Genomic DNA, 20,490 nt, shown 5'->3' on the forward strand with positions numbered 1-20,490 from the left:
CAGCCGTTCATAGCGTGAGTCGCATGTCCACAGTCTCGAAAGTCGCCGCCGCGATCGCTCTCGCCGGAACGGTCGCCTGTGTCGGAATCGGTGTCAGTTCGGCGGATTCCGCACCGGCGGGACCGGCGCCGCGGGTGGCGGTGATCGGTCTCGGCGGCACCATCGCGGGAACCTCCGACCGGCGCACCGATCTGGAAACCTATCGGCCCGGCACGCGGCCGATCGCCGAACTCGTCGACTCCCTGCGCCCCGAGATCGGTGAGATCGCCGCCGTGTCGACCGAGGACTTCGGGCAGAAGGGATCCGGCGACTACACCGTCACCGACCTCTACGATCTGGCCCGCCGGGTGGAAAGCCGCCTGCGAGATCATGATTCGGTCGTGGTGAGCACCGGTTCGGCCACCATGGAGGAGCTGAGCTACTTCCTCGACCTCACCGTGCGCAGCACGAAGCCGGTGGTCGTGACCGGTGCGATGCGACCGTGGACCGCGATCGGCAGTGACGGGCCGGTCAACCTGTACAACGCGATCCGCCTCGCGGCGAGTAACCGGACCACCTGTTTCGGTACGGTCATCGCCCTCAACGACCAGATCCTGCCCGCCCGCGACGCCACCAAATCCGACTCGACCCGCGTGCACACCTTCACCACCCGCGAATACGGCGACCTCGGCACCATCGACCAGGCCGGAATCCGGCTGCAACGCGCCCCCGCCCGTGTCCAACGCTGCGACGACCCCGCCCGCTGGCTGACCCCGTTCGACCTGACCGCGATCAACCGCGACACCCTCCCGCGCGTCGACATCGCCCACAGCTACCTCGACGCGCCCGCCGAGTCCGTCTCCGCGGCCGTCGACGCGGGCGCCGAGGGCATCGTGTTCGCGGGCACTCCCTCGCCGAAACAGGCGAGCGCCGCGCTGGCGACCAAGGGCGTGGTCCTGGTCGCCACCAACGCCTACGGTTCCGGCGCGATCACGGTAGACCCCGCGATGGGTGTGGTCAGCGGCGGTGACCTCGCGCCCAAGAAGGCACGCCTGCTGCTCCTGCTGGCACTGGCCACAACCGCCGAGCACGACCAGATCGTGGCCTGGTTCCGCGATTACGGCAATCAGCAGTTCTGAAGCCCGAAGTTGTCCCGCGGCGGCTAGGGAGGAGGCTCGCTCAGTCGGTTGAGGCCGAGTCGTCGCACCATTCGATGGATGAGCGACAACGACAACGCGACGCTGACCAGCGGCACCAGCACGGCCAGCAGGATGAAGCTCCATAGCGTGGTTTGCGCGTACGAGGTGAGGATCGTGAAGTTCATTCCGAAGTAGCCTGTGATGAACGAGAGCGGGAGGAAGACAGTCGCCACAATCGTGAGTCCATTGATCACGACCGCCTGTCGGCCCGCGACCGAGGCAGAGTAATGGCTCAGTGCGTCCTTTGTCTCTTCACGGATTTCTCGAGCGTTCTCCTTCATGCGAGTGACGCGCTTGCGGTGCTGCTCGAGGTGCGCATGGGAGTCAGGGCGCATGCCGGGTAGCCCGTCCAGGTCCGCCGCGATGTCCTCGAGATCGTGCGAGTACCACCCGAACTCCTGGATGCCATCGGTGAGGACGCCCAGCATGTTGACCAGCTCATCGTGAACTTCTGGCGCGCCGCCTTGGAGCATCTCCAACTGCACCTCGCCGAGCCGGTCGTCGATTGCCAGCAGTAGCGGCTTGAAGCTGTCGATCAAAGAATCCAGGATCAGAAACAACAAGTGTGGGCCTAATTCTCGCCCGTCCTGGTCCTGTCTGGCGTCAATACTCCTGCGGGCCCGACCCAGCGGCTCACAGGCCCTCGCGTGAACGGTCAGCAGGAACCGATCCGTCAGGACCATATTCAGGTAGCTGGCGCCGCCGTGCGACGCACGCCAATCGGTGCCGGTGACCCACCGAAGCGACACCACCACGGCGGTCTCGGTCGGGGCAAACCATGATCGCGGTCTACCGTGCGCGACGATGTCCACGAGCTCTGCAGGGAGCTGGAGAGCTCGGCAGAAGTCCGACAGATCCTCGTTTCCCATGGCCTCCAGGTCGAGCCAGAATGATGTGTCCGTCGAGAAATGCCGGGCGACGTCGTCCGGAGTCGCTACGCCGTCATGACCTTGCGCATCGACCAAGCGAGCGACAGCTGACGACGCAGAACGGTGCGGTGACCTGGATGGATCATTCGGGCTTGCCATCTCTGCTCCTTCTGGCCGCTACAGCTCCGCGAGTCGACACCGTTCGGCGCGCAGGTCGAATCGGCTATTTCCAGATGATTTTCAGCAGGGCCGGGGTGAGCACCATCCGGATGATCGTGGCGTCGATGATCAGTGCCACGATCATCCCGTAGGCGATGTATTTCATCAGCACCAGATCCGAGAACCCGAACGCCCCGGTCACCACGATCAAGATCGCAGCCGCCGAGGTGATCACCCCGCCGGTGTGGGCGACGCCGTAGCGGATCGACTCCTCGGCCTCGGCGCCGGCGGCCCGTTTCTCGGCGATTCGCGACAGCAGGAACACCTCGTAGTCGGTGGACAACCCGAAGATCACCGTCACGATCAACGCCACCACCGCGAACATCAATGGTCCCGGTGTGAACTGGAATGTCCCTGCCCCATGGCCTTCGACGAAGATCCAGGTCAGCACGCCCAGGGTCGAGACCAAACTGAGCGCGCTCATCGCGACGGCCTTCACCGCCAGGATCACCGACCGGAACGCCACGATCATCAGCGCCAACGCCGCCGCGATCAGGATCGCCAACAGCAGCGGCAGCCCGTCGATCAACCCGTTGATGCTGTCGCGTTCGAGCGCGGGGATACCCGCGACCATCACCTGCACGCCCGGTGGCGCGGGCAACGAACGCAACGCGTCGATCACCTGGTCGGCGTCGCGTTTGTCGCCGAGCCCGGCGGAGAGCACATTGACGTTGTCCTTGGTCGCCGCCGCAGGCTCGAATCGCCCGGTCAGCCCGGGAACCTGATTGGCCTCGAACCGGATATCGCTGAGTTGCTGGGGTGAGGCGCCGACCACGATCAGCTTCAACGGTTCGGTGCGGAATCCGGGAAACAGGTGGTCGAAGTCTTCCTGGGCCACCCGCGCCGGATTGTCGGCGGCCAGATATTTCTCGCTGATCCCACCGAACTCGATGTGGCGCAACGGAATACTCAGTGCCAGCAGGCCGAGCACGATCGGGATGACCACCGCCCACGGCCTGCGCATCGCCCACTGTGCCAGCCGGGAGAAGAACCCGGCATCGATCTGGGCTTCGGTCTTGCTGCGTGAGAAGCGTTTCCAGCCCAGCCAGTCGATCTTGTGTCCGGCGATACTCAAGGCGGCGGGCAAGGCGGTCACCGACAACAGCGCCGCCAGCATCACCGCGGAAATGCCGCCGTAGGGCACCGAACGCAGGACCCCGTTGGGGAAGATGAACAGCGCACCGAGGCTCAAGGCGATGATTGCCGCGGAGAACAGCACGGTGCGCCCCGCGGTGGCGACGGTCCGTGCGGTCGCGTCCTCCACGGAGCGACCGGCGGCGAGTTCTTCCCGGAACCGGGTCACCGTGAACAGCCCGTAATCGATCGCCAAGCCGAGCGCGACCAACGTCATCACCGCGCTGGCGAACACGTTGACCTCGATCTGGGCAGTGAGTACCCGCAGGATCCCGGAGGTGCCCAGGATGGTGAGTCCGCCGATCAGCACCGGCAGCAGTGCGCCGATCACCCCGCCGAACACGAAGTACAGCAGGATCGCCACGATCGGCAAGGCGATGATCTCGGCGCGCTTGATGTCGTGCTGCATCCCGATATTGATGCCCTCGACCACCGGCTGCAGCCCCGCCAGCTGCACCGTCGTCCCACCGGGCCCGGCGCCGGGTGCATCGGCGTTCAGGTGTGGTTTCAACGCGAGATAGTTGTTGACCGTCGCGGTCCCGCCGCCGCCCGCCAGCCCGATGCTGGCGAACGCGTGCTGTTTGGTCGGGTCGGAGGCATTCGCCGAGAACGGGCTGTCCCAGTAGCTGTCGATCTTGTGGATCCGCTCGCCGTACTGCTTGCGCAGGTCGGCCAGTGCCGCTGTCACCGGGCCGCGCACGGCGGGATCGTCGACGGTGGTGCCGGGTGGGGCGGTGTAGATGACGATCAGGTCGCCGTCGGTGTCGCGGCCGAAGGTGTCGTCGGCCAGCTTCGACGCCGCCACCGACTGGCTCGACTCGTCGAACCAACCCTCCTGGGTGTAGCGGTCGGCCAGGTCACGCCCGAACCACCCCGAGGCGAGCACGGTGATCACGAAGAAGCCGAGCACGAGGAACCGGTGGCGGTAGACGAACCTGCCCCACCGCATGGATCGAGATTCGCGCATCTCAGCCGCAGGCGGCGGTGCGATAGTCGGCCGAGCGCAGGATGCCGCACAGGTCGGTGCGCGAGATCTTCCACTTACCGTCGAGCAGCACGAAATGCACGATGGTGGTGCGCACGTTGGTTCCCGAACCGTCCTTGTCCAGTCGCATGGTCGCGGTGAGTGTGCCGTCACGGTTGTCGAAGACCGGGTCGACGACGCCGTACACCGCGTGGGGGTTGTCGCGCAGCGCCTTGTACATGTCGGGGATGGCGTCGGAGAACGCCGCGCCGTCCTCGATCAGTTCGGTGCGTTCGACATCGGGCAGGCTCGGGTCGAGCGCGCGTTTGATCTGCGCGTCGAGCTCTTGGGCATTCGGCAGCGGCACCTTGGCCTTGCTGACCGAGGTCGCGACGGAGGAGGCGAGGGAAGCGTTGGCCGAAGACCGTGCGGCGTCGACCGAGGCCTCGTCGGTGGTTCCCCCGCACGCGGCGAGGGCGACGAGAGCCGTGAGGCAGGCGGTGGCCGCAGCGGCCCTGGCGGAAAGTGTGGAAGGCATCACCATCTACATACCATCAATGACTGCACTGATCCGTCCCAGGATGGCGCGAACTGTGGAGATGTCACTGGAAGCGGGCGCCTCGACCGGGTCGGCGTCAGGGAGCAGATCGCGCACGAAGGCGCTGACGCTGCGTTCGTCGCCGAGGTCGATGTCGGTCACCTGAGCCTGGGCCTGGGCCACCACGTCGTCGGATCCGGGTACCGCATCGCCGAGGTCGGCGCGGTAGATCTGCACGGTCAGCGTGGCGCGGTGGGTGCGGAAGGCGAAGGGACGGCCGTCATCGGTGGTGCCGAAGCCGTGGGCGAACGGTCCGACGGAGATGTCATCGATGCCGAAACCCGCCTGTGTCCGGTCGGTCATCGTGGGGATCTCCTGCCGCTGTGTGGCAATCAATTAGTCGACGCGTCAACAGTAACGCGCGTCACCGACACCTCCGACGCGAGCACCCGGTCGAAGCTACTGGTGAGTCATCATGGTCAGATGGTGATCAAGGGAGTCACCTCGTGCGGATTGAAGGAGTTCGGTGCATGCGCCCTCGTGGCTCGGTCGCCTCTGCGTTGGTCGGCGCGGCGGTTTTGGTGTTGTTGACCGGGTGCGGCGGTGAGGACGGCGGTTCCGATGTCCCGACCAGGGCCCCGGCCACCGCAGCGGTTTCTCCCGCTACCGCGAACCCGGTCGGTCAGGTCTTCCCGGCGGCGGCGACGAAAGCTCTGCTCGCCGAGAGCTCGACCGGCCGCCTCGCCGCCCTGGACACCGCGGGCACCGCACTCTCACTGATCGACCCCGCCGCACCGACCGCACCGCGCACGGTCGGCCTCCCCGCCGTCGGCGCGTCGCTGTCGCAAGGCAAGCCTGGCGAAGTGCTCGTCGCCGCCCCCGACCGGGTACTGCGGGTGGACGTGACCACCGGCACGCTCACCGAGACCCCCGTCGACGGCGACGTGCGTAGCGTGCGAACTCGCACCGACGGCACCCTCGTGGTCGGTACCGCCGACGGCACCGTGCGCGAACTGACCGCCGACGGCGCGGTCACCCGCACGATCACCGGCCTGGTCTCCGCCGACGAGATCGCGTTGACCGGTGAGAACATCACCGTCCTCGATCGCAAGCAGACCGCCGTTGTCGCCGTGGGGCAGGACGCCCTGGGCCTGATGCTGCGCGCGGGCGACGGCGCCACCAACGCCATCGCCGACCAGCACGGCCGCATCATCGTGGCCGACACGACGGGCGGCGAACTGCTCGTCTACTCGGCCGGTCCGCTCGTGCTGCGCCAGCGTTTCCCGGTATCATCATCGCCTTACGCGCTCGCTTACGACCCGCGTTCGGACACGGTCTGGGTGAGTTGCACGCAGAGCAACGAGGTCGTCGGCTACGACCTGTCGACCGGCATCGGTGTCGAGGTGGCCAGGCTCGCGACGCTGCGCCAGCCCGACGCGATGACCGTCGACGAACGCACCGGCGACCTGTTCGTGGCTTCGGCTGTGGGTGATGGCCTGCAGCGGATCGGCGCGGACGAGCGGAAGAGAGGGCAGTGATGGCTACAGCTCCCAGGCCTCGTAGTTCGCGCTCGGCGATACCGCCGAGCTGGGAAACCAGCAACGACGACTACGAATACGTGCCCCTGCGGCTGCCACCGGAGGTCAACCGGGTCACCGCCTCGATGCGACTGGCCATCCAGGCCGAATTCGGTGGCTGGGAGTTGTCCCGGGTGCGTGCCTACACCGACGGCAGTCGCCGGGTGCTGTTGCGCCGCCGCAAGAACGCCGTCCTGCCTGTGCCCGAACCCGGATTGTGAGCCGACCATGTACGCCCTCCTGTTACGCCTGATGTTCCTGATCCCGCCGGAGCGAGTGCATCACCTGGTGTTCGCCGCGTTGCGTTTCGCCACCTGGTTCCCACCGACCCGCTGGCTGGCGCGCAAGCTCACCGTGGTCGAGGACCCGATCCTGGCCACCACCGCGTTCGGTGTCGCCTTCCCCGCGCCATTGGGTCTTGCCGCCGGTTTCGACAAGAACGCCGATGGTGCGAATGCCTGGGGCACACTGGGTTTCGGTTTCGCCGAGATCGGCACCGTCACCGCCCACGCCCAGCCCGGCAACCCCACACCGCGTCTGTTCCGGCTGCCCGCCGACCACGCCCTGATCAACCGGATGGGGTTCAACAACCACGGTGCCGCCGCCGCGGCCGCCCGCCTGCACGGCGCGCACCCCACCGTCCCGATCGGTGCGAACATCGGCAAGACCAAGATCACCGAACCCGATGCGGCCGCGGGCGATTACGCGACCAGCGCCCGACTACTCGGCCCGCTCGCGGACTTCGTCGTGGTCAACGTGTCCTCGCCCAACACCCCCGGCCTGCGTGACCTGCAAGCCGTCGAATCGCTGCGCCCGATCCTGCAGGCCGTGCTCGACAGTGTCTCGGTGCCGGTCCTGGTGAAGATCGCCCCCGACCTGTCCGACGACGACATCGACGCCGTCGCCGACCTCGCGGTCGAACTGGGTCTGGCCGGCATCGTCGCCACCAACACCACCATCCGCCGCGACGGCCTGGATACCCCGATCCCCGAGGTCGAAGCCATGGGTGCGGGTGGGCTGTCCGGCGCCCCCGTGGCCGAACGGTCCCTGGAAGTCCTGCGCCGCCTCTACACCCGCGTCGGCGACCAGGTGGTCCTGATCTCCGTCGGCGGCATCGAAACACCGGAGCAGGCCTGGGCCCGCATCCTCGCCGGCGCCACCCTGCTGCAGGGCTACACCGGCTTCATCTACGGCGGCCCGTTCTGGACCACCCGCATCCACCGTGGCATCGCGGCCAACCTGCGCGCGGGTGGCTATGCCCGGCTGTCCGAGGCGGTCGGCGCCGAACACCGCACCCACTCGGTCTGAGATCTCAGCCGTAGTACGCCTGGGGCGACCGATCCTCGTGCATCGGTCGCGCCGGGCGTAGCCGGGACAACGGCGCCGGTGGATCATGGAACGACTCCCCCACGGCCGGGTCGTCGCCGCGTTGGCGGGCGTCGATGCGCTTGGCGAGCTTGATCAGAGCCTGTTGCCAGATGATGCCGAGCAGGTCGGCGCGGGCACTGATCTCAGCGTGGGCGATTCGGTCGTGCACGGAGTCCGGATCGCTGACGAGTTCATCGAGTTCCATGCCCGCCCAGGCTTGCTCACGACTGAGGGTGTATTCGGGCAACCAGCTCAATCGCCAGCCGCCGGTGTCGGTTCGCTGGGCGAATTCCGGCGTGCGGTCGCTGCGTAACGTGTCGTCGGTGCCATGAATAGCCATCGTGGACCTGCCTTCCCCGGTGGGGGCGCTGCGCCCTCCCCGAGCGTCTGGCGGGGCATCTACTCCCCGTAATCCAGTGTGGCATTTGCCATTTGTCTTGGTCAATTGCCATTGTTAGTAGGTAATTGCCAGATTTCGGGCGTGGCAAACCCGGCAATGTGGCGATCGCAGTGCGGCGTCCGCCCTGCTCGGGTGCATGGCGATGTCGAGAAGTTGACGGGAGGCAGCATGTCGATGGTTCCCCAGGATGCCCGCGTCGCCGCGATCCGCAGCATCCTGGCCAGGCTGGGCAAGTACGCGGGCTTGAACGCAGAACGCTTGCGCCACACCGAGATCGACGCTGCGCCGCTGCTGGAGCTGCTGTCGGTACGCCGACACGCCCGCCGCACCGGGGTCTCCGTCGAGGCATCGATCCTGCCCGTGGTGCGCGAGGTCACGCAGTGGCTGGCACCGACGGACCGGCTGATCGTGGACGCGGCGCTCTCGCTGGGACTGTTGCGGGACCGGTCCGGCGTGGGTATCGATATCGAACGCCTGTATGCAGATAACCTCGGGGAACGTCGAGAGGCCTTGACCGAACAGTGGGTTGCCCTGCACACCCTGCTCGATGTCGACCCCGTTCCCGAAGCTCCCACGGTCAAGCGGTTGCGCACGGTCTCCGAACACAGCGCCTTCACCGCGCTGGCCGGGCTGCTCGCCACCGATTCCGGCTACCCCATGGCCGCGCCGTCGGCCACACAGCCCACCGCCGCGCCCGACCGGCACGGTGTCGTCACGGTTTTCGGCGACGCCGTCATCGATCATCTCTACCGGGTCGACACCTTCCCCGATGCCGACAACGCCGCCGGCGGCACCTTCACCGGCCACCCCGGCGGCAAAGGGCTCAACCGGGCCGTCGCCGCGGCCCGCCTGGGCGTCGGCGTGCACCTGGCCTGTGCGGTCGGCGGTGACGAATACGGCCGCCGCATCCTCGAATTCATCGAAGCCGAGGGGGTGCACCTCGACCTGGTCAAGGTCGTGCCGTTCGCGACGTCGCTGGTGACCGCGGTGGTGATCACGCCCAACGGCGAGACCCGCATCATCGGCTGCCGCGACAGCCGCGTCCAACTCCAGGACGAAGACCTGCACCGCTCGGAACTGCGCGCCGCGCTGGAAGCCTCCGACGCGGTGATCCTGAGCTTCGAACCACCGCCCTCGGTGATCGAGCAGGTGCTGTCGGTGGTGTCGCAGATGCGGCCAAAACCGCCCGTCATCGTGTGCCCGACGCCGTCGATGCCGGTGCCGCAGAGCCTCTACCAGTACCTGGGCGCGGTCGACTATCTCGTCGGCGCCGCTGCGGATCTGGACGCGCTGCTGCCCGATGTGCCCGCCGAATCCGCCGACGACATCGCCCGGCTGCTGCGCGGGCTCGGCGTCGGCACCGTCTGCACGGTCGAGAACTTCCGCTGCGTCGTCGCCTCCGACACGGTCGAAACCGTGATCGACTACTTCCCGCAGGTGCTCAAAGCCTCGGTCGGGGCCGCCGCCGCCTTCACCGGGGCGCTGGCCTATCGGCTCGTCAATTCCCGAACCCCGCTCACCGCAACCGATTTCGTGTGGGCGACCGCGGCGATGATTCCCACCCAGAATCTGGGCGCGGTGGCGGTGTCGATGCCCGGTGTCGCCGAGATCGACCGCATCGTGCGGCTGTACGCGCCGTCGGGCTGATCCGGGGGTAAAGTCGCGCCGTCGAGGCTCGCCCCTGTCCGGTATCGCCTGTCCACGCACGGAGGATCGTTGACCATTCTGTCGTTCGGCAGTGCCAGAACCGGGCAAGCCGGTGCCGACACCGCACACCGGTTGGGTCGCCACGGCGCACAACTGCTGATCCGGGTCATCGAGATCCCCGACCCCCGCGACGGTGGACACCTGCTCGTCTTCGGCGAACCCAGCGACGGCTGCCTGGTTCGAGTGCATTCGCGCTGCCTCTACGGCGAGGGCTTGGGTTCCGACGACTGCGATTGCGGCGGGGAACTCACCGAGTCGATGGACCGCATCCAGGCCGAGGGCGCCGGTGTACTCGTCTACCTCGAGCAGGAGGGTCGCGGGGCCGGCTTGATCTGGAAAGCTCGCGGCTACCGCGAAAGCGAGCAGTCCGGCGCCGACACCTTCGACAGTTACCGAAGCCTCGGCCTCGACCCCGACACCCGCCGCTACGACCCCGCCGCGCGCGCACTGCGCGAGCTCGACCTCACCCGGGTCCGGTTGCTCACCAACAACCCCGACAAGTGCCGGGCACTGACCGAGGCCGGAATCACCGTCGAGCCCATCGCCCTCACCATCGCCTTGCAATCCTCGCGCGGCAGGCAATACCTGCAGGCCAAACGCCGCCAACGTCAGCACACCATCCCCGCCGATCCGCTCGCCGACGACGAGCGATCGGGGCAGGTGCGGTCGTGGTGGCGGCCACGGGCTCGCCGGTAACCGTCCTCACGATCCCGTATGTCCGGTTACGATAAGTGAGCCACGCCACTGCTGACGTCTTCGTCTCGAGATAACGAGATGGTTTCACTCGCATCGGCTCGGTATCCAGCTCGGCCTATGGGAACAAGGGATATGACTGACATCGGTTTCGCGCACGCATCCGGGGTCACGGTGCACACCGTGCCCGCCGCCTTCCAGCAAACCGCCGCGTTGCGGCCCGACCAGATCGCCTTGCGCACGGTCGGTGGCACCCAGGAGATCACCTGGGCCGAGTATGCGACGAGGGTGCGTGCACTGGCCGCGGGGTTGGCCAAGCTCGGTGTGCGCCGCGGCGACACGGTCGGCATCATGCTCACCAACCGTCCCGAGTTCAACCTGATCGACACCGCGGCCCTGCACTTGGGCGCTGTGCCGTTCTCGGTGTACAACACCAGTTCCACCGACCAGATCGCGCACGTGTTCGCCAATGCGGGCAACAAGGTGGTCATCACCGAGCAGGCGTTCCTCGACACCCTGCGCGCGTCGGGGACCTCGGTCGAGCACACGGTCGTGGTCGACGGCACCGCCGAGGGCACCGTCACCTTGGCTCAGCTCGAATCCGATCCCGAACCGGACTTCGATTTCGACGCGGCCTGGCAGGCGGTGCAGTCCGGCGATTTGGCCACCCTGATCTACACCTCCGGCACCACCGGCCCGTCCAAGGGTGTCGAGCTCACCCAGAGCAATGTGATCGCCCAGGTCGTCGGCCTGGTCTCGGGTCCGCTGCCGGTCGGTTTCGACGACCGTGCCGTGTCGTATCTGCCCGCCGCCCACGTCGCCGACCGCATCTCCGCGCACGCGATGAGCCTGCTCACCGGCATCCAGATCACCACTGTCACTGATCCGCGCGAGATCGCCGCCGCCCTGCCCGATGTCCGCCCGACGGTGTTCTTCGGCGTGCCGCGGGTGTGGCAGAAGATCAAGGCCGGTATCGAGAACAAACTCGCGGTCGAGCCGAGCCCCGTCAAGAAGGCGCTCGCGAACTGGTCGATCGGTGTCGGTGTCGCGCAGGCCAAGGCCAAGCTGGCCGGTGAGAGCTCACTGCTGCTCGGGGTACAGCACAAGATCGCGGACGCGCTGGTGCTGTCCAAGCTGCGCGAGGCACTCGGATTCGCCGAGCTGAAGGTCGCCGCGTCCGGTGCCGCGCCGGTGCCGCCGGAGACCCTCGAATACTTCCTCGGCCTCGGCTTCGCCGTGAGCGAGGTGTGGGGGATGTCCGAGACCGCGGGCGTGGGCACCTTCACCGAGATCGACAAGCCGCGCCCCGGCTCGGTCGGACGCGTCATGGACGGTGTGGAGCTGCGTCTGGACGCCGACGGCGAGGTCCTCATCCGTGGCCCGATCATCACTCCCGGCTACCGCAACATGCCCGACAAGACCGCCGAGGCGATCGACGACGCGGGCTGGCTGCACACCGGCGACATCGGCACCCTCGACGCCGACGGCTATCTGCGCATCGTCGATCGCAAGAAAGAACTCATCATCAGTGAAGCGGGCAAGAACATCGCCCCCTCCAATATCGAGAACGCCATGAAGGCGGCCTCGTCGATGATCGGCCAGGCCGTCGCGATCGGCGAGGCCCGCGCCTACATCACCGCCCTGATCATGCTCGATCCCGATGTCGCGGCATTGCGCGCCAAGGACTTCGGCGCCACCGACGCCACCCACGCGGAGCTGGCCCGGCGCAAGGAGATCGTCGACGAGGTCAAAGAAGCGGTGCTCGCGGGCAACCGCAAGCTCTCCCGGGTGGAGCAGATCAAGCGTTTCGTGATCGTGGAGAACCTGTGGGAGCCCGGCGGTGACGAGCTGACTCCGAAGATGTCGCTCAAGCGCACCCCGATCTCGAACAAGTACGCCGAGACCATCACCCAGCTCTACGCCGCGACCCCGCCCGAGCATGTCGTCAACGTGAAGTAGTGACGACAACAGCGGTGGCCCTGGAAGTCTCAGGGCCACCGCTGTTGTCTGTTGTCAGTTCTGTTCGTAGGTACCGATCAGGGTGGCTCTGCCCAGGGTGTGGGAGAACAGGTTGAACCCGAGGTAGGCGGGCGACGCGTCGGTTCCGACCTCGAGTGCGGGGACGTCGACGGCGTGTACGACCACGAAATACCGGTGCGGGCCATGGCCTTTCGGCGGCGCCGCGCCGACGAAGCCGGGAAAACCACCGTCGTTGCGCAAGCTCACCGCACCGGCGGGCAAGTTCCCACCTTCGCTGCCCGCGCCGGCATCGAGGGTGGTGACCGACGCCGGAATATCGGCCACGGCCCAGTGCCAGAACCCGGACGCGGTCGGTGCGTCGGGGTCGTACACCGTCACCGCGAAACTCTGGGTGCCCTCGGGGAATCCCGACCAGCTCAGCTGCGGCGAGATGTCTTTGCCGCCGGCGCCGAACACCCCCGACACCTGATCGTTGGCCAACGGCTGACCATCGGTGATGTCGGCCGAAGTGACGGTGAACGACGGCACCGTCGGCAGCGCGTCATACGGGTTGTAGCTCATGAAGGACCTTTCCAGTCGAGGTCAGCTGTGCAGAAGGAAGTGTTCCAGCACCCGGGTGCCGAATTCCAGTGATTGCACCGGAACCCGCTCGTCCACCCCGTGGAACAGGGCAGTGAAGTCCAGCTCGGGCGGCAGCTGCAGCGGCGCGAAACCGAAGCAGCGGATTCCCAAGCGCGCGAACGCTTTCGCGTCGGTGCCGCCGGAGAGCATGTAGGGCACGGTGCGCCCGTTGGCGTCGTGGGCCAGCACCGCGTCGTTCATGGCGTCGACGAGGTGGCCGTCGAAGGTGGTCTCATAGGAGTCGAGCTTGGTGATCCATTCCCGCTCCACGTCGGGGCCGATCAGCTCGTCGACCTCGCGTTCGAACGCGGCCTGCCGTCCCGGGACCACCCGGCAGTCGATCACGGCTTCGGCAGTCTGTGGGATGACGTTGGCCTTGTATCCGGCCTGCAGCATCGTCGGATTCGCGGTGTCGCGCAAGGTGGCGCCGATGATGCGCGAGATGGTGCCCAGCTTGGCGAGCTGGCCTTCGATATCGGGTCCGTGCGGGTCGAATGCCAGCCCGCTCTCCTCGCTCACCGCGGCGAGGAATTCGGCCACCGAATCCGAGAGCACCACCGGGAAGGTGTGGCGGCCCAGGCGCGCGACCGCTTCGGCGAGGATGGTGACGGCGTTGTCCTCGTGCAGGAACGATCCGTGTCCGGCGCGGGCCTTGGCGCGCAACCGCATCCAGCCAAGGCCCTTCTCCGCGGTCTCGACCAGGTAGAGCCTGCGTTCGGTGCCGTCGGGGCGTGGCACGGTCAGGGAGAACCCGCCGACCTCACCGACCGCCTCGGTGACACCGTCGAACAGATCGGGCCGGTTGTCGGCCAGCCATTGCGAGCCCCATTTGCCGCCGTTCTCCTCGTCGGCCAGGAACGCGAACACCAGATCCCGTGGCGGGACCGTGCCTTCGGCTTTGAACTGGCGGGCCAGGGCGAGCGTCATCCCGACCATGTCCTTCATATCGATCGCGCCGCGCCCCCACACGTAACCGTCGCGCACCGCACCCGAGAACGGGTGCACGCTCCAATCGGCGGCCTCGGCCGGCACCACGTCGAGGTGCCCGTGGATCATCAGCGCACCGCGACTGGAATCGGCGCCCTTCAACCGTGCGAACACGTTTCCGCGTCCGGGCGCACCCGACTCGACGTATTCGGTCTCGTAGCCGACCTCGTGCAATTGTCGCGCCACCCACTCGGCGCACTCCTTCTCACCTTTGGTGGTGGACAGCTCGCCGGTGTTGGAGGTGTCGAACTGGATCAGCTTGCTGACCAGCTCCACCACCTCGTCCTCCGCGCGGGACCGCCCGTTCGAACCAGAATTCTCGCCAGATGCCGACACGCCCCCTTTCCTACCACCATTCGCGCACCCCTCGCGCCACCTGCCCTGCTCGCAACGCTTGCGCCGCTGCTCGCTGCCACAGACTCGGGGTGAGCAGAACTCCGCCGGATCCGCCTTCGCGGCCGCCGCCAGTGGAGGACGAATTCGCCTGCGTCCCCGTCGCGTGCTTGGCTGGCGCGGTGAGAGCGCAGATTGTTCGGGGCGGTGTCCGCCTGGTGGCAGCGGCGGCGACGCTGGCCGCTGCCGCGGGGGTGGCCTTGCATTTCACCCGGTGGCCAGCCGAACCACTGGTCCTGGCAGCGTCAGGGGCGCCCTATCTGATGGGCGGTGCGGTGCTCGGCGTCGTCGGTTTCGCGGCGACCAGGCAGTGGATCGCGACCGGGGTGGCAGTGGTGGTGGCGGGCGCGGGGATCGCGACCCAGGTACCGCTGTATGTGGCCCAGACCGGTGGTGACGGGCAGCCGATCATGGCGATGCAGGCCAATCTGCTTTTCGACGGTGCTGATCCGAGCGCGCTCGTCGACCAGGTGCGTGCCCGTGACATCGCGATTCTCACCGTCAACGAGCTCACCCGCCCGGCCGTCGAGAGCCTGTCCGGTGCCGGCTTGGACCAGCTGCTACCCCACCGCTACCTCGCTCCGGGTCAGACGGCCAGCGGCACCGGAATCTGGAGCCGATTCCCGTTGTCGGACACCGTCGAATACGACGGCTATGTCCTCAACCAGATCTCGGCGACCGCCACCGTCCCCGAAATCGGACCGGTCGCGATCTACGCCTTCCACCCGGTCCCGCCCGTCTACGACACCGGCGTCTGGGCCGACGAACTCGCCCGCCTCCACGAAATCCTGCGCCGGTCCCCCACCGACCGCCCCGCGATCGTCGGCGGCGATTTCAACGCCACCTATGACCATGCCCGTTTCCGCGCCATGGCATCCGGGCGTTTCGCCGACGCCGCGGTCCAAGCCGGTGCGGGGCACCTGGTCACCTACCCGACCGACAAGACCATTCCACCGCTGGTGGGCATCGACCATTTCCTGCTCGCGAAGGCGCGGGCCACCAGCGTCGAAACGGTCGCCCTTCCCGGCGCCGATCACCGAGCGCTGGTTGCCCGGATCGTCCTCACAGCTGACCGCTAGACACCCGGTATTCGGCTGTCGCAGAGCACTTTCCTCGCGAGGGAGACGACCCGGCGCACCGTGGTGGGACGGTCACCACTATCGTTCGGCGCTCCGTTCGGCCAAGCGCACTCGCCACTGTTCCATCGCCTGCCGCAGTGCCGCGCCGACGATGGCGACGAACTCGGCGGATTGTTCGAAGCGGGCACCCGCCGGAGTGTCGGGGCCGAGGATCTCGACTCCGCGCCGGGTCATGGCGGACAACGAATTCTGCATCTGAACCGAGGCGACGAGGTTGCGCAGCCAGATGTCGTCGTCGACGAGGTACCGTTCGCGCCGTTCGCCGGGGACCAGCTCTCGTCGCAGCATGCCCTGCTGTTCGAGGAAGGCGACCGCGTTCGAGATCGAGGCGGGGCTCACGCGTAGTCGCGCGACCAACTCGGCGGCCGTGAGCGCCCCGGAGTCGGTGATCTGCAGGCAGGCGAGCACTCTGGCTTCCATCCGGGGCAGACCCTGTTCGATGAGCAGAGCGGTGAACGATTCGGTGAAGTCGGCGACCGCGCGGGGGTCGCGCCCGTAGCCGGCGTCGGGAATCGGTGGCGTGGCGGGCTGGGTCTGCTTGTGGCGGCGTGCGCGCTGTTGGGTGGCTGCCTGCGCGCGTTCGGCGCGGTAGTCGCCGGGGCCGCCGTTGCGGGTGACCTCGCGCATGATCGTCGAGGCGGGGCGTTCCAGCTTCCGCCCGATCTCGGCGTAGCCGAGTCCTTGCGCGAGTCCCGCGGCGATGCGCTGACGGTCCGCGTCGGTGAGTCTGCCTCCGGGCATCGCTGCTGGTCACCTCTCTGTCGACCGGTACGTAGCGGGTGGCCCGCACCACGCACAGTATGCATTCATCCTCAGTTCATTGCAAAGAGCAACGCAGTATGCTCATTGCATTCACGCCCATGATCATTGCACTTGTTCCGATACACTCATCCCTAACAGGCATTTTCAACGCTATTTACTGTTGACAGATCAGTGAACGCAATTTACCGTTTAGTCATCAGTAAATCCCGAACGCCGCAACGCAAGGACATGGCAATGACTTCCTCGAACCCCACCAGCGCCGCCACCGCCCCCTGGACCGGGATGGTGCCGATCGACGACACCGAACTGGCCCTCACCGACACCGGCGGCACCGGCACCCCGGTCGTCTACCTCAACGGCCAGTTCGCCACCCAGGGCTACTGGCGTCGGGTCATCGCCGACCTCGGCCCCGGCTACCGTCACATCACCTTCGACGAGCGGGCCCGCGGCAAGTCGAAGAAGTCGGCCGACTACTCCTTCGACACCTGCGTGCGTGACATCGACGCCGTCCTCGCGGCCAGGGGGATCACCGAGAAGCCGATCCTGGTCGGCTGGTCCTACGGCGCCTACCTCGGGGCGCACTGGGCCAGCCGTCATCCCGACAGCACGCGCGGCGCGGTCCTCGTCGACGGCGCGTTCCCCTACGACTGGCTCGACGAGGCCATGGAGCTGCGGATTCGCACGCTGTTCAAGCGGTTGAGCTGGGTGCTGCCGTTGGCTCGCCCGACCGGCCTCGCACCCCGGTTGACCGCGCAGCAGCAGGCCGACAGCAATATCGAACTCGGCAAGCTCTCCAGCGTCGCCGCACTGAGCCCGGTACTCGATGCCACCACCGCCCCGGTGCGCTACGTGGTCGCTTCGGGAACCTCGTTCGGCAGCCGTGGCGGCGAGCAGGAGAAGATCCGCGCCGGCCTCGACGCGGTGCTCGACCGCAACCCCAACATTCGTATCAGCGCCAAGGTCGCCAGCAACCACGGTGCGATCCTGCGCAAGGACTTCCGCGCCATCGCCGACGCGGTCCGTGAGATCGAGACCATCACCTAGTCGACCCCCTGACTCAGATCCCGAGGAGCGAACCACCATGTCCGCTGATCTGATGTGACCCACATCACAGGTTGATGCTGTCAGGATTTCGGCGGCTGTCCCGTTCAGAAACCACGCGAACCAGACAGGAGCCACTCATGAAGCACCGCATCGTCGTCCTCGGGGCCGGTTACGCCGGGGCCTTCTCCGCCGGACTACTGGCCCGCCGACTCCATTCCGACGACTTCGAGATCACCGTCGTCAACGCCGACCCCGATTTCGCCGAGCGGTTGCGCAATCATCAGCTCGCCGCCGGGCAGGATCTGCCCCGGCGGCCGCTGGTGGAAGTGTTCGCGGGCACCGGCATCCGGCTTCACGTAGCGCGGGTGACCGGCGTCGACGTCGAGCACCGGACTGTCACGGTCACCGACAGCGAAGGCATCGACACACTCGAATACGACACCCTGCTCTACTCGCTCGGCAGTACCGCCGACATCCACAGCACCGTCGGCGCGGCCGAGCATGCCTTCCATGTGGCATCGCGCCCGGCGGCGCTGCGGTTGCGCGCCCGCCTGGACGAGCTGGGCGCGAAGGCGAAGGTCCTGGTCGTCGGCGGCAACCTGACCGCGATCGAGGCGGCCACCGAGATCGCCGAATCCCATCCTGAGCTGGCGGTCGGTCTCGTCACCCGCGGTGAGCTCGGTGGTTGGCTGGGCGACAAGGCCCGCGGCCACCTGCTCGCTGCCTTCGACCGGCTCGGCATCACGGTCGACGAGTACACCACCATCGAGCGGGTCGAGACCGCGGGCGCCGTGGCCGCCGACGGCACCGTTTTCGCCGCTGATGCGACGGTGTGGGCCGCCGGTTTCGCCGTGCAGCCGATCGCCGTGGCCAGCGGTCTGGCGGTGGAGCCCAACGGACAGATCACCGTCGACCGGCAGATGCGCTCGGTCTCGCACCCCGAGGTCTATGTCGCCGGTGACAGCGCCTTCGTCATCGGCGACAACGGTTTGCCGTTGCCCATGTCGTGCGCTTCTGCGGGATTCACCAGCATGCAGGCCACGGCCACGATCGTCGGGGACCTGACCGGGCGCACGATCTCGACGACCTCACTGTCGTATGTGGGCAACCACATCAGCCTCGGCCGCAAGGACGGGATCTTCCAGGTGGTCGACGGTGACGCGCGATCGAAGTCGTGGGCCCTGCGTGGGCGCACGGCCGCCCGCCTCAAAGCCGCGATCCTCGGGGTCAACCCGTGGAGCCTGAGCCATCCGACCTTCGGGATGCCGAGTCGCCGGTACCGCGCGAACACCGATCGACCCCACGACGTGGTCGCGACCTAGAGTCGTGCTCATGGACACTGCCACCGTGGCGCGTTTCGAGGCCAGCCGTCACCGGCTGGCCTCGATCGCCTACCGTCTGCTCGGCTCGGCCGCCGACGCCGAGGACACGGTCCAGGACGCGTTCCTACGGTGGCAGGCCGCCGATCGCGACTACGTCGAGGTGCCGGAGGCGTGGCTGACCAAGATCGTCACCAACCTGGCGCTGGACCGGCTCCGTTCGGCGAAGACGCGCCACGAGCGCGCGGTCGGCACCTGGATGCCCGAACCGCTGCTCGACGGTGACCCGATGCTCGGCCCCGCCGATACCGTCGAGCAGCGCGAATCGGTGACCCTGGCGGTACTGACGCTCATGGAACGGCTCTCACCGACCGAGCGCGCGGTGTATGTACTGCACGAGGCCTTCGCGTACCGGCATGCCGAGATCGCCGAGATCCTCGACCTCACCGTCTCCGCGAGTCAGCAACACCTCCACCGTGCCCGTGGACGAATCACCGTCGCGCGCACCGGTACCGACCTCGATCACAGCGCCGCGCGCCGCGTCGTCGAAGCGTTCGTCGACGCCGCCACCTCGGGTCGCACCGATCGGCTGATCGCGCTACTGACCGACGACGCGACCGGGGTCTCCGACGGTGTCGGGGGGCTGGCCACCGAGCTGATCCGGTACGCGAGCCCGCAGCGCCTCGCCGGCGCGGTGCGGGCCGGGTTCGCACCGACGGAAGCCAAGCGCCGCCTCGCCGGTGGCTCACCCTCGATCCATGCCGTCGTGGTCAACGGCTGCCCGGCCGTGCTCGTCACCCTCGGCGATCGAGTCCTCGGCGTCGCGATCCTGGAGATGCGTGCGGACAAGATCGCGGGCATGCGCAGCATCGCCGCACCGCACCGGCTGGGCCGTATCACCGACGCGTGGGCGCGGAGCGAACACGACGCTCCGCTGGTCGAATCGTGGTGATCGGCCTGCCTGTCGAGCTCAGCGACGTCCCGCGACGCCGAGGGACAACGCCGCCAGGGCTTTCGGGGCGCCGGGCTGGTAGAACCGGTCGAGGTCGGTGATCTCGAAGCCCGCGTCGATGATCAGGCCGACGATGTCGCGATTGAGGTGACAGCCGCCGGCGATCTTCTGCTGGATCGGGTCGAGCCGGTGCTGCCAGATCTGCACCGACTCCTCCGGCGCGAGTCCGTGCTCGACGAAGTGCAGGGTGCCGCCAGGTCGCAGCACCCGGCGGATCTCGGCGAGTGCGGTCGCGACATCGGGGATGGTGCACAGGGTGAAGGTGGACAGGGCGGTGTCGAAGCCGGCGTCGGGGAACGGCAGCGACTGACCGTCCAGACCGGCGCGTTCGATCGGAATCGAGCTTGCCGCAACACGTTTGGCCCCGATGTTCCACGCTGTCTGCGCGGGCTCGACCCCGGCGACCCGCTCCACCGCGGCGGGATAGAACCCGATGTTGTTGCCCGACCCGAAGCCCACTTCGAGCACGGTGCCGTGTAACCCGGCGCAGGCTCGCTCGCGCAGCGGCCCGTTCTGGGCGACGCCACAGACTTTGTCGACGATGTGCGGGAGGATCCGGTCGGTGTAGAAGCCCATCCGTCGATCA

Annotated in this window: 20 protein-coding genes; 11 read left to right on the forward strand and 9 right to left on the reverse strand. The window is 67.4% G+C overall.

The features are described from left to right. The first annotated feature begins 23 nt into the window (after window positions 1–23). The gene (locus OHS03_RS11335; protein WP_328662690.1) at window positions 24–1,118 is read left to right on the forward strand and encodes an asparaginase; all 1,095 of its coding nucleotides are present in this window, start codon (window positions 24–26) and stop codon (window positions 1,116–1,118) included. Window positions 1,119–1,141: 23 nt separating this feature from the next. On the opposite strand, the gene OHS03_RS11340 is transcribed toward OHS03_RS11335, so the two are convergent. The 4 genes from OHS03_RS11340 to OHS03_RS11355 form a co-directional block, all read right to left on the reverse strand. Next, a complete protein-coding gene (locus tag OHS03_RS11340) occupies window positions 1,142–2,206 on the reverse strand; it encodes a CorA family divalent cation transporter (RefSeq protein ID WP_328662691.1) in 1,065 nt (354 codons plus the stop codon). A 64-nt stretch (window positions 2,207–2,270) separates the two neighbouring features. After that, window positions 2,271–4,349, reverse strand: coding sequence for an MMPL family transporter (locus tag OHS03_RS11345; RefSeq protein WP_328662692.1), 2,079 nt, complete (start codon window positions 4,347–4,349; stop codon window positions 2,271–2,273). 19 nt (window positions 4,350–4,368) lie between these two features. Beyond that, complete coding sequence (locus OHS03_RS11350) at window positions 4,369–4,908, reverse strand: WKL family lipoprotein (RefSeq protein ID WP_056819994.1); 540 nt, start codon at window positions 4,906–4,908, stop codon at window positions 4,369–4,371. Beyond that, window positions 4,909–5,265: a hypothetical protein gene (locus tag OHS03_RS11355; RefSeq protein WP_328662693.1), complete on the reverse strand. Its 357-nt coding sequence runs from the start codon at window positions 5,263–5,265 to the stop codon at window positions 4,909–4,911. A gap of 167 nt (window positions 5,266–5,432) precedes the next feature. Between OHS03_RS11355 and OHS03_RS11360 the strand changes: the two genes are divergently transcribed. Genes OHS03_RS11360 through OHS03_RS11370 form a run of 3 tightly spaced genes read left to right on the forward strand, consistent with a single transcriptional unit; the run spans window position 5,433 to window position 7,787 of the window. Continuing rightward, a complete protein-coding gene (locus tag OHS03_RS11360) occupies window positions 5,433–6,440 on the forward strand; it encodes a YncE family protein (protein WP_328662694.1) in 1,008 nt (335 codons plus the stop codon). Then, complete coding sequence (locus OHS03_RS11365; RefSeq protein ID WP_056820002.1) at window positions 6,440–6,700, forward strand: DUF5703 family protein; 261 nt, start codon at window positions 6,440–6,442, stop codon at window positions 6,698–6,700. The genes OHS03_RS11360 and OHS03_RS11365 overlap by 1 nt, the downstream gene beginning before the upstream one ends. Window positions 6,701–6,707: 7 nt before the next feature. Further along, the gene (locus OHS03_RS11370) at window positions 6,708–7,787 is read left to right on the forward strand and encodes a quinone-dependent dihydroorotate dehydrogenase (RefSeq protein WP_328662695.1); all 1,080 of its coding nucleotides are present in this window, start codon (window positions 6,708–6,710) and stop codon (window positions 7,785–7,787) included. Window positions 7,788–7,791: 4 nt separating this feature from the next. Here OHS03_RS11370 and OHS03_RS11375 read toward each other — a convergent pair whose 3' ends face one another. Beyond that, the gene (locus OHS03_RS11375; RefSeq protein ID WP_328662696.1) at window positions 7,792–8,187 is read right to left on the reverse strand and encodes a hypothetical protein; all 396 of its coding nucleotides are present in this window, start codon (window positions 8,185–8,187) and stop codon (window positions 7,792–7,794) included. Between the two features lie 228 nt (window positions 8,188–8,415). Here OHS03_RS11375 and OHS03_RS11380 point away from each other — a divergent pair, with 228 nt between their 5' ends. The 3 genes from OHS03_RS11380 (at window position 8,416) to OHS03_RS11390 (ending at window position 12,606) form a co-directional block, all read left to right on the forward strand. Continuing rightward, window positions 8,416–9,894: a PfkB family carbohydrate kinase gene (locus tag OHS03_RS11380; protein WP_328662697.1), complete on the forward strand. Its 1,479-nt coding sequence runs from the start codon at window positions 8,416–8,418 to the stop codon at window positions 9,892–9,894. Window positions 9,895–9,963: 69 nt separating this feature from the next. After that, window positions 9,964–10,650, forward strand: a complete 687-nt coding sequence (locus OHS03_RS11385) for a GTP cyclohydrolase II (protein ID WP_328662698.1) — start codon at window positions 9,964–9,966, stop codon at window positions 10,648–10,650. 132 nt (window positions 10,651–10,782) lie between these two features. Further along, a complete protein-coding gene (locus tag OHS03_RS11390) occupies window positions 10,783–12,606 on the forward strand; it encodes an AMP-dependent synthetase/ligase (RefSeq protein WP_328662699.1) in 1,824 nt (607 codons plus the stop codon). Between the two features lie 54 nt (window positions 12,607–12,660). Here the strand turns inward: OHS03_RS11390 and OHS03_RS11395 are convergent, their stop codons facing one another. Both OHS03_RS11395 and OHS03_RS11400 read right to left on the reverse strand, forming a co-directional pair. Then, a complete protein-coding gene (locus tag OHS03_RS11395) occupies window positions 12,661–13,188 on the reverse strand; it encodes a YbhB/YbcL family Raf kinase inhibitor-like protein (protein WP_328662700.1) in 528 nt (175 codons plus the stop codon). A 21-nt stretch (window positions 13,189–13,209) separates the two neighbouring features. Beyond that, window positions 13,210–14,571 (reverse strand): M20/M25/M40 family metallo-hydrolase, encoded by a 1,362-nt coding sequence (locus tag OHS03_RS11400; protein ID WP_328662701.1) that lies wholly within the window; start codon window positions 14,569–14,571, stop codon window positions 13,210–13,212. A gap of 179 nt (window positions 14,572–14,750) precedes the next feature. Here OHS03_RS11400 and OHS03_RS11405 point away from each other — a divergent pair, with 179 nt between their 5' ends. Then, window positions 14,751–15,707: an endonuclease/exonuclease/phosphatase family protein gene (locus tag OHS03_RS11405; RefSeq protein ID WP_328662702.1), complete on the forward strand. Its 957-nt coding sequence runs from the start codon at window positions 14,751–14,753 to the stop codon at window positions 15,705–15,707. 78 nt (window positions 15,708–15,785) lie between these two features. Here the strand turns inward: OHS03_RS11405 and OHS03_RS11410 are convergent, their stop codons facing one another. Next, window positions 15,786–16,508 (reverse strand): GbsR/MarR family transcriptional regulator, encoded by a 723-nt coding sequence (locus tag OHS03_RS11410; RefSeq protein ID WP_328662703.1) that lies wholly within the window; start codon window positions 16,506–16,508, stop codon window positions 15,786–15,788. A 255-nt stretch (window positions 16,509–16,763) separates the two neighbouring features. On the opposite strand from OHS03_RS11410, the gene OHS03_RS11415 reads away from it, so the two are divergent. The 3 genes from OHS03_RS11415 to OHS03_RS11425 all read left to right on the forward strand — a co-directional run bounded on the left by OHS03_RS11415 (window position 16,764) and on the right by OHS03_RS11425 (window position 19,844). Beyond that, entirely contained in the window at window positions 16,764–17,573 is an 810-nt protein-coding gene (locus OHS03_RS11415) for an alpha/beta fold hydrolase (RefSeq protein WP_328662704.1), read from the forward strand. 137 nt (window positions 17,574–17,710) lie between these two features. Beyond that, window positions 17,711–18,895 (forward strand): NAD(P)/FAD-dependent oxidoreductase, encoded by a 1,185-nt coding sequence (locus OHS03_RS11420; RefSeq protein ID WP_328662705.1) that lies wholly within the window; start codon window positions 17,711–17,713, stop codon window positions 18,893–18,895. A 10-nt stretch (window positions 18,896–18,905) separates the two neighbouring features. Next, window positions 18,906–19,844, forward strand: coding sequence for a sigma-70 family RNA polymerase sigma factor (locus OHS03_RS11425; protein ID WP_328662706.1), 939 nt, complete (start codon window positions 18,906–18,908; stop codon window positions 19,842–19,844). Window positions 19,845–19,862: 18 nt separating this feature from the next. On the opposite strand, the gene OHS03_RS11430 is transcribed toward OHS03_RS11425, so the two are convergent. Further along, window positions 19,863–20,480: a class I SAM-dependent methyltransferase gene (locus OHS03_RS11430; RefSeq protein ID WP_328662707.1), complete on the reverse strand. Its 618-nt coding sequence runs from the start codon at window positions 20,478–20,480 to the stop codon at window positions 19,863–19,865. Window positions 20,481–20,490 lie beyond the last annotated feature (10 nt).

Source organism: Nocardia salmonicida, assembly GCF_036142455.1.
Lineage (GTDB): Bacteria > Actinomycetota > Actinomycetes > Mycobacteriales > Mycobacteriaceae > Nocardia > Nocardia salmonicida.